This is a genomic window from Streptomyces sp. MnatMP-M17 (assembly GCF_900091995.1).
In the GTDB taxonomy this organism is placed as follows: Bacteria; Actinomycetota; Actinomycetes; order Streptomycetales; family Streptomycetaceae; genus Streptomyces.
This window is the reverse complement of record NZ_FMDK01000141.1, coordinates 1-10,781: the sequence shown is the minus strand read 5'-3', so window position 1 is coordinate 10,781 and position 10,781 is coordinate 1. Positions and strand designations below refer to the sequence as shown.

The 10,781-nt window shown below is 67.9% G+C and carries 8 protein-coding genes; 1 reads left to right on the top strand and 7 read right to left on the bottom strand.

All coding sequences use genetic code 11. From position 1 onward, the window contains the following. Positions 1 to 36: 36 nt before the first annotated feature. From GA0115259_RS07480 to GA0115259_RS07450, 7 genes are all read right to left on the bottom strand, one after another. Positions 37 to 753: an ABC transporter ATP-binding protein gene (locus GA0115259_RS07480; protein ID WP_093592680.1), complete on the bottom strand. Its 717-nt coding sequence runs from the start codon at positions 751 to 753 to the stop codon at positions 37 to 39. Next, complete coding sequence (locus GA0115259_RS07475) at positions 750 to 1,703, bottom strand: ABC transporter ATP-binding protein (RefSeq protein WP_093592677.1); 954 nt, start codon at positions 1,701 to 1,703, stop codon at positions 750 to 752. The genes GA0115259_RS07480 and GA0115259_RS07475 overlap by 4 nt, the downstream gene beginning before the upstream one ends. A 3-nt stretch (positions 1,704 to 1,706) precedes the next feature. After that, entirely contained in the window at positions 1,707 to 3,551 is a 1,845-nt protein-coding gene (locus tag GA0115259_RS07470; protein WP_093592674.1) for a branched-chain amino acid ABC transporter permease, read from the bottom strand. Between the two features lie 5 nt (positions 3,552 to 3,556). Further along, a complete protein-coding gene (locus tag GA0115259_RS07465; RefSeq protein ID WP_093592671.1) occupies positions 3,557 to 4,486 on the bottom strand; it encodes a branched-chain amino acid ABC transporter permease in 930 nt (309 codons plus the stop codon). Positions 4,487 to 4,580: 94 nt separating this feature from the next. After that, positions 4,581 to 5,810, bottom strand: a complete 1,230-nt coding sequence (locus tag GA0115259_RS07460; RefSeq protein WP_093592668.1) for a branched-chain amino acid ABC transporter substrate-binding protein — start codon at positions 5,808 to 5,810, stop codon at positions 4,581 to 4,583. An 802-nt stretch (positions 5,811 to 6,612) separates the two neighbouring features. Beyond that, on the bottom strand, positions 6,613 to 7,077 hold the full coding sequence (locus GA0115259_RS07455; protein ID WP_093592665.1) for a hotdog fold thioesterase: 465 nt from the start codon (positions 7,075 to 7,077) through the stop codon (positions 6,613 to 6,615). A 268-nt stretch (positions 7,078 to 7,345) separates the two neighbouring features. Further along, positions 7,346 to 9,625, bottom strand: coding sequence for an FdhF/YdeP family oxidoreductase (locus GA0115259_RS07450; RefSeq protein ID WP_093592662.1), 2,280 nt, complete (start codon positions 9,623 to 9,625; stop codon positions 7,346 to 7,348). A gap of 211 nt (positions 9,626 to 9,836) precedes the next feature. On the opposite strand from GA0115259_RS07450, the gene GA0115259_RS07445 reads away from it, so the two are divergent. Next, the coding region (locus GA0115259_RS07445; RefSeq protein ID WP_305129309.1) for a 5'-3' exonuclease at positions 9,837 to 10,781 on the top strand (945 nt) is incomplete at its 3' end.

Here is a 10,781-nt window from a genome sequence, read left to right as displayed (position 1 = left end):
CGGGCCTCCTGCCATACGTACGCCGTACCGCTCGGGTCAGTCCTCGCCGAGGTACGCCTTGCGTACGGATTCGTCGTGCAGGAGGTTCTGTCCGCTGCCGGAGAGGACGATCTTGCCGACTTCCATGACATGGCCGTGGTCGGCGAGTGAGAGCGCCGCCTGTGCGTTCTGTTCGACCAGCAGGATGGTGGTGCCCTGGGACTTCAGTTCGCTGATGGTGGCCATGATCTTCTGCATCATGATCGGCGAGAGTCCCATGGAGGGTTCGTCGAGCATGAGCAGTTTGGGCTGGGACATCAGGGCGCGGCCCATGGCGAGCATTTGCTGTTCGCCGCCGGAGAGTGTGCCTGCTGCCTGCTTCCGTCGTTCTCCGAGGATGGGGAAGAGGTCGTAGGCGCGCTGGACGTCTCTGGCGATGCCGTCGTTGTCCTTCCGCAGGAACGCGCCGAGGAGCAGGTTGTCCTCGATGGTCATGCGGGGGAAGATGTGCCGGCCTTCGGGGGAGTGCGCGAGGCCGAGGGCGACGATGTCGTGTGCTTGGGTTTTCTTGAGGGATTTGCCATTGAATTTGATCTGGCCGCCGAGCGGTCTGATCAGTCCGGAGAGGGTGCGCAGGGTGGTGGTTTTGCCGGCGCCGTTGGTGCCGATGAGGGTGACGATTTCGCCGGCCTGGACGCTGAACGAGATGCCTTTGACGGCCTCGATCTTGCCGTAGGCGACGCGCAGGTCCTCGACGTCGAGCAGTGCGGTCATCGGTCGTTCTCCTTGCCTGCGGACCCGGTGGCCTCGGCGGACCCGGTGGCTCCCGCGGACCCGGTTTCGGCCGCTTCTGTGGCCCCGGCCCCGGTTTCCGCCGCTTCGACTTCGGCGGCTTCTTCGGCGCCCGGCGCGCCTTCGAAGGGTTCGCCGAGGTAGGCGGCGATGACGCGTTCGTCCTGCTGGACGGTCTGGCTGTCGCCTTCGACGAGTTTCTCGCCCTGGACGAGGACGGCGACGCGGTCGCAGAGGTTGAAGATGAAGCGCATGTCGTGCTCGATGACGAGTACGGCGATGCCCATGTCCCGGATGGCGAAGACGAGTTCTTCGGTGGCCCGGGTTTCCTGCGGGTTCATGCCGGCGGTGGGCTCGTCGAGGAGCAGCAGTCCCGGTTCGCTGGCGAGGGCGCGGGCGATTTCGAGCTTGCGCTGTTCGCCGTAGGGCAGGTTGCGGGAGAGGTGTTCGGCTTTGCCGGCGAGGCCGATGAATTCGAGGAGTTCCATGGCGCGGGCGCGGGAGGCGGCTTCGGCGCGGTGGAATCCGGGGCCGCGGACGAGGGCGGACCAGAGTCCTTCTTTGGTGCGGGTGTGCCGGCCGACGAGCACGTTTTCGAGAACGGTCATGTTGCCGAAGAGGCGGATGTTCTGGAAGGTGCGGGCGATGCCGGCGGCGGTGACTTTGAAGGATTTGGCGGGCAGGACGGTGCCCTTGTAGCGGACTTCGCCTTCGGTGGGGATGTAGAGCCCGGTGAGGCAGTTGAAGAAGGTGGTTTTGCCGGCGCCGTTGGGGCCGATGAGTCCGACGATTTCGCCGCTTCCGACGGTGAGGTCGACGGAGCGTACGGCGGTGAGGCCGCCGAAGCGCATGGTGACGCCTCGGGCGTCGAGGACGGTTTCGCCGGGCGTGGTGGCCGGGGCGGTGTCCTTGGTGGTGGTGTCGGTGGTCATGGGTCAGGCCCCTGTCTTGCTGAGGACTGTGGGCGCTTCCGCGGTTTCGTGGAATTCCAGTTGGCGGCGGCGGTTGGGGATGAGCCCTTCGGGACGGAAGCGCATCAGGAGGATGAGCGCGAGTCCGAAGGCGAAGAGCTGGTAGTCGCCGAGGAACTGGAGTTTGTTGGGGATGAGGTAGAGCAGGGCGGCACCGACGAGGGGGCCGCTCATGGTGCCCATTCCGCCGAGGACGACGGCCGCGAGGAGGAACGCGGAGTTGGGCGGGACGGGCCAGGCGAAGAGGTACTGCTCGGGTGTCACGGTGTAGGTGACGTGTGCCTGTACGGTGCCGGCGAGTCCGGCGAGGGACGCTCCGAGGGCGAAGGCGATGAGTTTGACGCGGAAGCCGTTGATGCCCATGGCGAGTGCGGCGGTTTCGTCTTCGCGGATGGCGACCCAGGCGCGGCCGATGCGGGAGTCGCCGCTGCGTCGGAAGACGAGGACGACGACGGCCGTGATGAGCAGCATGAGGAAGAAGTAGTTGGCGAACCGGCCGATGGTGATGCCGGCGACGGCGTGTTCGGCTCCGAGGTCGAACCCGAGGATGTTGAGGTTCGGGATGGAGGCGATGCCGTTGGAGCCGTTGGTGATGTCGGGTCCGGAGGTGCCGTCGGTGTTGTTGACTGTGATGCGGAAGATTTCTCCGAAGCCGAGGGTGACGATGGCGAGGTAGTCGCCGCGGAGGCGGAGTGTGGGTGCGCCGATGAGGACGCCGAAGACGAGGGATGCTCCGGCGCCGACGAGGATGGCGGCCCAGAAGGGGAAGTGCACTCCGAGCGGTGAGGTGGGCGAGCCGGAGACGAGGGCCGCGGCGTAGGCGCCGACGCCGAGGAAGGCGACGTATCCGAGGTCGAGGAGTCCGGCGAGGCCGACGACGATGTTGAGTCCGAGGGCGACGGTGGCGAAGATCAGGATGTAGACGCCGATGGTCGCGAACTGGTCGTTGGTCTGGGTGAAGGGGAACAGGGCGGCGGCGATGAAGGCGCCGGCGATGGTGATGTTCTGGTGGCGGCCGGTGATTTCGGAGGCGCGGCTGATGAGGCCGGCTTTGTTGAGCGCGGCGAATCCGAGGCCGGCGACGATCATGAAGCCGATGAACAGTTCGTCGTACTCGGTGCCGATGCCGTAAGTGAAGATGCCGAGGCCGAGCGCGAGGATGGCCGTGATGATCAGGATCTCGACATAGCTCGGCAGGGCGCGTGAGGCGCTGACGGGCCCGGTGGCGAAGGCGGCCTTGAAGACGGTCCAGCGGTTGCCGGCGTTGTGCTTGTACTGGTCCCAGCCGGTGTCCTCGGGGTCGGCGGGGTCGGTCGCCGGGCGCTCGAAGGGAAGTCCGAGGGCTCCGAGGAGCGCTGCGAGGGTGGCCAGGCCGGTGACGTATCCGCCGGGTTCGAGGTTGGCGAGCCCGCCGAGTTTCACGGTGATGGCGATGAGCGTGTACCAGGCGGTGGCGAAGGCGGCGAGGGCGGCGAGTTTGACGGCCGCGTCGGCGCCGGCGGGTGCGAGCCAGCGGGTGCCTTTGACGCCGTAGGAGGCCAGCGCGAAGAGGACGGTGAGCGCTCCGGCGATGAGGACCTGCCACTGGAGGCCGCCGGGGTATCCGTAGACGGTGAGATCTCCGGGGAAGGCGGGGGTCCAGGTCCAGGCCAGGAAGGCGCTGATGACCGTCAGGGCGCCGCCGCCGGCCGCGAGGGCCCGTGCGGTGGTGGCGGGCAGCGGGACGAGTCCGCGGCGTGGCGGTCCGGCCGCGGCGAGCGGGGTGTCCGGTGTGTCGGGGGAGTCCGCGAGGGGGGTCTGTGTGGTCATGGTTCTCACGCCCTGTCCGCGACGCGCTCGCCGAGGAGGCCTTGTGGCCTGACGAGGAGTACGACGATGAGGAGTACGAAAGCCCAGACGTCGGCCCAGGACTGGCCGCCGAGCTGTTGCATACCGGGGATGTCCGCGATGTATGCGGTGGCCATGGTTTCCGCGATGCCGAGGACGAGTCCGCCGAGCATGGCGCCGTAGATGTTGCCGATGCCGCCGAGGACCGCGGCGGTGAACGCCTTGAGTCCGAGGAGGAAGCCCATCTTGTATTCGACGACGCCGTACTTGAGGCCGTAGGCGACGGCGCCGACGGCGGCGAAGGCCGCGCCGAGGGCGAAGGCGACGACGATGATGCGGTCGGTGTTGACGCCCATGAGCTTGGCGGTGTCGCGGTCCTGCGCGGTGGCCTGCATGCCTCGTCCGGTGCGGGTGCGCATCACGAAGAACGCGAGGATCGCCATGCAGAGCGGGGCGGCGGCGATGAGGAAGATGTCACCGGTCTGGATGGTGACGGAGCCGATGTGGAAGGGGCCGCCGGGGATCTGCGGGAAGGTGCGGGCGGACTTCGCTTCGGGGTACCAGGCCCAGACGGCCTGCTGGAGCGCCAGGGAGAGGCCGATCGCGGTGATCAGCGGGGCGAGTCTGGGGGCGCCGCGCAGAGGGCGGTAGGCGAAGCGTTCCGCGCCGATGGCGATGGTGGTGGCGACGACGACGGCTCCGACGAGCATGAGCGGCAGGGCCAGCCACATGGTGGTCCCGGTGGGCAGCATGAGCCAGACCGTGAGGGCGCCGAAGCCGCCGGTCATGAAGATCTCGCCGTGGGCGAAGTTGATGAGCTGGACGATGCCATAGACCATCGTGTAGCCGATGGCGACGAGCCCGTACATGGAGCCCAATAGCACGCCGTTGACCAGCTGTTGCGGCAGTTCGTGCACCGCGGGTCCTCCGATTTTCTTCGGATGTGGCACCGCGCGGGGCGCATTGTGTGGCGCCCCGCGCGGCTGTGGGAGTTACGGAGTCAGCGGCGGATCAGCTGAAGGTGCCGGATTCGACGGGCTTGTGGGCGCCGTTCTCGACGGAGTAGACCGTGAGCTGCTTGTTGGTGGTGTCACCGAACTCGTCGAAGGAGACCTTCCCGGAGACGCCGTCGAAGGAGACGTTCTGTACGGCGTCGACGACCTTGGCGCGGGCGTCCTCGGGGAGCTTGCCGCCGTTGTCCTCGACGACCTTCTTCACGCCCTCGATGATCGCCCAGGCGGAGTCGTAGGAGTAGCCGCCGTAGGCCTCGTAGGCCTCCTTGAAGCCGGCCTTCTCGTAGTTGGCGATGAACTCCTTGGCGGAGTCGAGCGTCTCGATGGGCGCGCCGACGGAGGTGGCGATGTCGCCGTTGGAGGCGGCGCCGGCGAGCTTGATGTACTCGGCGCTGTAGAGGGCGTCACCACCGGCGACGGGGATCTTGGCGCCGGAGTCCTTGATCTGCTTGCTCAGCGGACCGCCGGCCGGGTACTCGCCGCCGTAGTAGACGATGTCGGCGCCGGAGTTCCTGACCTTGGTGACGACGGCGCTGAAGTCCTTGGTGTCGGGGTTGACGTGGTCGGTCCCGACGACCTTGCCGCCGAGCTTCTCGAACTCGGCGGTGAAGGTGCCGGCGAGACCGGCGCCGTAGGTCTTCTTGTCGTCGATGATGAAGGCCTTGGTCTTCTTGGCCTTGTTGTAGATGTACTGGGCGGCGAAGGGGCCCTGGATGGCGTCGGTGGTGGCCGTACGGAAGTACGACTTGTAGGTGCGCGTCTTGGTGCCGCCGTTCCACTCCGGGCCCTGGGTGAGGGCCGGGTTGGTGTTGGCCGGCGAGACCTCGACCAGCTTGGCGTCGTCGAAGACCTTCTGCATGGACTCGGCGACGGACGAGTTGAGCGGGCCGACGACGCCGAGGACGTCCTTGTCGGAGACGAACTTGGTGGCGTTCTGCTGGCCGGAGGACGGCTGCGCCTGGTCGTCGAGGGCTTCGAACTTGAAGGTGACGCCCGGGACGTACTTCTTCTCGTTGGCCTGGCGGACGGCCAGGTCGACGGAGTTCTTGATGCCGAGGCCCAGCGCGGAGAGGTCGCCGGTCAGCGGGGCGTCGATGCCGATGACGACGGTCGTGTCGCCACCGTCGGTGGTACCGCCCTTGCTCTCGTCCCGCGAGCCACAGGCGGTCAGCGCGAGTGTCCCCGCGGTGAGGGCGGCCGTCATGGCCATGAGTGAACGTTGACGCACGATTCAGTCCTTTCACCTGGCACGGCCGCCCCCCCTGGGACGTACCGAGTCGAGCGCGGGAACCGAACTGAAGGTAATCCGGTGGCGCGGTGACTGGCCGTGACTCTAAGCGCGCTGGTCTGAATGGTGCAGAGGTCCAGGCCATGCTGTGACTCTCTTGTTATGACAGGAGAGAATCGAAGATCGGATACACGGGGTGGAAAGGGCGGTTTAACACCGTTCGGCAGTCCGGATGGTGAGAACCAGCAGGACGGCGCGGAGCGGCGCTGACGAGGGCTTGTGGCCGGCGTGCGTCCGCCGGAGGGTGGCGGCGGGATCGTCGGGGCGGCCGGAGCCGAGTGCGGGACTCCGCTGTTGTATTGCGGGTTTATTACCGAGTGTTACGTCCAGGAAAGGGAATCCGGCATTCCGCGGGACTTTTCCGCAATCCCGGATATGCGCCGTAACAATCGTTTTCTGTGCGGGTCCGGGCGGGTCCGGCTCTTACGGTGAAGGGTGGCCGGATGCCGTGGTGTGGTTGCCGCTCCCGACCGGTCTCGATCGCTTCCGGCTGATCCTGATCGCTCCTGATCGCTTCGGCTGGGCTCGGTCCGTGAGGCGTGGAGTCGCCGTGAACCTTGGGGAGAGGTGCTACGGAAGGTGACGAGGTCGGGCATCCACGGCGGGTACGGGATGCCCGATGCCCCGATCGGGCGCCTGCCGCGCCCGGGTATGCGGTCGCGGCGCCCGGTTCAGGGACCGGAACTGCCCGCTTCCGGGTGCGTCGCCGCGGAGCCGCTCGGTGCCGGGGCGGGTGTCGGTGTCAGGACTTCGGTGCGGCGTCGCGCAGGAGGCAGGTCAGCCGGGCCGTGCAGACCCGCTTGTCCTGCTCGTCCGTGATGACGATCTCGTACGTCGTGGTGGTGCGCCCGAGATGGACGGGCGTCGCGACGCCCGTGACGGTTCCGCTGCGGACACCGCGGTGGTGGGTGCAGTTGAGGTCCACGCCCACGGCGATCTTGGAGCTGCGGCCGTGCAGCATCGCGCCGACGGAGCCGAGCGTCTCGGCGAGTACGGCCGACGCGCCGCCGTGCAGCAGCCCGTACGGCTGCGTGTTGCCCTCGACGGGCATGGTGCCGACGACGCGCTCGGCGGACGCCTCGACGATCTCCACGCCCATCCGGGTGCCGAGATGCCCGGCGGAGAAGAGCGCGGGCAGATCGACGCCGAGCGCGGAGTACTCGTCGATGATGTCCTGCGGCAGCTTCGCGGTGGACTGCTCACCCATGGGCCCGGCTCCGATCGGATCGTCTGCGGTCGTTCGGCGTGCGCTGTGTGCACGGTCCTGCTTATCAGATGACTGAGCGAACGCTTAGGGCGGGCATCACAGCGGCACCGGGCATGCGGAGACGGAAACGGGACAGGGCGGGGCGTACGGCTCGGCACGCGCGTAGGGCACGGCTGTACGGAACGGGCGGCACGGCACCGCTGTACGGAACGGGCGGCCGGCGCGAGGTCGTCGGCGCCGGCCGCCCTCCCGCTCTCGGCTCGTGCTCTCAGCTCGACGGCTCGAACCGTACGATCACGGACTTGCTCGTCGGGGTGTTGCTCGTATCGGCCGTGGCGCCCAGCGGGACCAGCACATTGGTCTCCGGGTAGTAGGCGGCGGCGCAGCCGCGCGCGGTCGGGTAGTGGACGATCCGGAAGCCGGGCGCGCGCCGCTCCACGCCGTCCTTCCACTCGCTGACCAGATCGGTGTACGAGCCGTCCGCGAGGCCGAGCGCCGCCGCGTCCTCGGGGTTGACCAGGACGATCCTGCGGCCTCCCTTGATGCCGCGGTAGCGGTCGTCCAGTCCGTAGATCGTGGTGTTGTACTGGTCGTGCGAGCGCAGCGTCTGGAGCAGCAGCCGGCCTTCGGGAAGCTTCGGGTACTCCACGGGCGCCGCGGTGAAGTTGGCCTTGCCGGTGGCGGTGGGGAAGCGGCGCTCGTCGCGCGGGGCGTGCGGCAGTGCGAAGCCGCCGGGGACGGCCACGCGCGCGTTGAAGTCCTCGAAGCCGGGGATCACCCGGGCGATCCGGTCGCGGATGTGCCCGTAGTCCTTCTCGAAGTCCTCCCACGGAGTCAGGGACGCGGGGCCGAGAGCGGCGCGCGCCATCCGTGTGACGATGGCGGGCTCGGAGAGCAGATGGGCGCTGGCGGGCGGGAGGTTGCCGCGGGAGGCGTGCACCATGCCCATGGAGTCCTCGACGGTCACGATCTGCCGGACGCCCGCCTGGATGTCCTTGTCGGTACGGCCCAGGGTGGGCAGGATCAGCGCGCGGGTGCCGGTGACCACATGCGAGCGGTTGAGCTTGGTCGACACATGGACGGTGAGCCGGGCGCGGCGTATCGCGGCTTCGGTGACATCGGTGTCAGGAGTCGCGGCGACGAAGTTGCCGCCCATCGCGAAGAACACCTTGGCCTTGCCGTCGCGCAGCGCCTCGATGGACCGTACGACGTCGTAGCCGTGGTGGCGCGGCGAGGTGATGGCGAACTCGCGGTCCAGGGCGTCGAGAAAGGCGTCGTCCGGCCGCTCGAAGATGCCCATGGTGCGGTCGCCCTGGACGTTGGAGTGGCCGCGCACCGGGCAGACGCCGGCGCCGGGGCGGCCGATGTTGCCGCGCAGCAGCAGGAAGTTGACGACTTCGCGGATGGTCGGCACGGAGTGCTTGTGCTGGGTCAGGCCCATCGCCCAGCAGACGATGGTGCGCTGCGAGGCGAGGACGAGGGCGAGCGCCTCCTCGATCTCGGCGCGCTCCAGGCCGGTGGCGGTCAGCGTCTCGTCCCAGTCGGCGGCGTCGGCGGCGGCCGTGAACTCCTCGTACCCGTGGGTGTGTTCACGGATGAAGGCTTCGTCGACCGCGCCGGGAGTCCGGAGGATCAGCTTGTTCAGCAGCCGGAAGAGGGCCTGGTCCCCGCCGATCCTGATCTTGAGGAAGAGATCGGTGAGTGCGGCGCCCTTGACCATGCCCAGAGGCGTCTGCGGGTTTTTGAACCGCTCAAGACCGGCCTCGGGCAGCGGATTGACCGAGATGATCTTCGCGCCCGCCGCTTTGGCCTTCTCCAGCGCGGAGAGCATCCGCGGATGGTTGGTGCCCGGGTTCTGGCCGGCCACGATGATCAGATCCGCCTGGTGGAGATCCTCCAGGGAGACACTGCCCTTGCCGATGCCGATGGTCTCCACAAGCGCCGAGCCGGAGGACTCGTGGCACATGTTGGAGCAGTCCGGCAGATTGTTCGTACCGTACTCGCGGGCGAAGAGCTGGAGCAGGAACGCGGCCTCGTTGCTGGTGCGGCCCGAGGTGTAGAAGAGCGCCTCGTCGGGCGAGCCGAGCGCGGTCAGCTCCTCGGCGATGATCGCGAAGGCCCGATCCCAGCTCACCGGTCTGTAGTGCTCGGGATCCTCGGCGGTGTCCAGCAGCATCGGCTGGGTGATACGGCCCTGCTGTCCGAGCCAGTAGCCGCTGCGGGCGGCGAGGTCGGACAGTGGGTGCGCGGAGAAGAAGTCGGGGGTGACGCGGCGTACGGTGGCCTCTTCCGCGACCGCCTTGGCGCCGTTCTCGCAGAACTCCGCGGTGTGCCGGTGGTCGCCCTCGGGCCAGGCGCAGCCCGGGCAGTCGAAGCCGTTCTTCTGGTTGACCTTGAGGAGCGTCCGTGCGGTCCTGCGCACGCCCATCTGCTGGTGTGAGATGAGGAGTGAATGCGCGACGGCGGGGATTCCCGCCGCGGCATGTTTGGGGGCCGTTACCCGCGGCGAGTCCTGTGCCGGATCACCTGCTGGCGGCTTGCTGGCCATCACGCTCTCCTTGAGCCTAAGTGTCGACTGTCTACAGTATTCAATTCTCCCACGCCTCTGTGGCAACGTTACGTCCGGCCGGTGTCGGGATCGTTGCGGGACGGGGTTGCCGGTGCGACGGCGCGGGCCGGCGGTCCGGCGGTGCGGGGACGGTGCGGGGCTGTCGCTGGACGGCGCGGCGTTGTCAGTGCGACGTGGCAGGATCGGGTCTGTGGCTGAGACAGCATCGAAGAAGACCGCAGACAACCGTCCACGCCTGCTCCTCATGGACGGGCACTCCCTGGCGTACCGGGCGTTCTTCGCGCTGCCCGCGGAGAATTTCACGACCGCGACCGGTCAGCCGACCAATGCCATCTACGGCTTCGCGTCCATGCTGGCCAACACCTTGCGTGATGAGTCGCCCACGCATTTCGCGGTCGCCTTCGACGTCTCGCGCAAGACATGGCGCTCCGAGGAGTTCCCTGAATACAAGGCGAACCGCTCGAAGACGCCCGACGAGTTCAAGGGACAGGTCGAGCTGATCGGGGAGCTGCTGGACGCGATGAGCGCGGACCGCTTCGCGATCGACGGCTTCGAGGCGGACGACGTGATCGCCACGCTCGCCACGCAGGCCGAGGCCGCGGGCTTCGAGGTGCTGATCGTCACCGGCGACCGGGACTCGTTCCAGCTCATCAGCGAGCACACGACGGTGCTGTATCCGACCAAGGGCGTCTCCGAGCTGACCCGTTTCACTCCGGAGAAGGTCCAGGAGAAGTACGGGCTCACACCCGCGCAGTATCCGGACTTCGCGGCCCTGCGCGGTGATCCGTCCGACAATCTGCCCGGTATCCCGGGTGTCGGCGAGAAGACCGCGGCGAAGTGGATCAACCAGTTCGGCTCCTTCGATGAACTCGCCACGCGCGCCGACGAGATCAAGGGCAAGGCCGGACAGAACTTCCGCGACCATCTGGAGTCGGTCAAGCTCAACCGGCGGCTCACGGAGATGGTGCGCGATGTCGAGCTGCCCAAGGGCCCGCAGGATCTGGAGCGCGCGCCGTACGACCGCGCGGCCGTGAAGCGGGTGCTGGACGTGCTGGAGATCCGTAACCCGAGTCTGCGCGAGCGGCTGCTCGCGGTGGATCCGGGCGCCGCCGAGCACGAGGCGCCGGCGCCCGCC

Excerpts from the sequence above, each read along its gene's own strand:
- GA0115259_RS07480 (WP_093592680.1), bottom strand. The coding sequence starts at position 753 with ATGACCGCACTGCTCGACGTCGAGGACCTGCGCGTCGCCTACGGCAAG.
- GA0115259_RS07475 (WP_093592677.1), bottom strand. The coding sequence starts at position 1,703 with ATGACCACCGACACCACCACCAAGGACACCGCCCCGGCCACCACGCCC.
- GA0115259_RS07470 (WP_093592674.1), bottom strand. The coding sequence starts at position 3,551 with ATGACCACACAGACCCCCCTCGCGGACTCCCCCGACACACCGGACACC.
- GA0115259_RS07455 (WP_093592665.1), bottom strand. The coding sequence starts at position 7,077 with ATGGGTGAGCAGTCCACCGCGAAGCTGCCGCAGGACATCATCGACGAG.
- GA0115259_RS07450 (WP_093592662.1), bottom strand. The coding sequence starts at position 9,625 with ATGGCCAGCAAGCCGCCAGCAGGTGATCCGGCACAGGACTCGCCGCGG.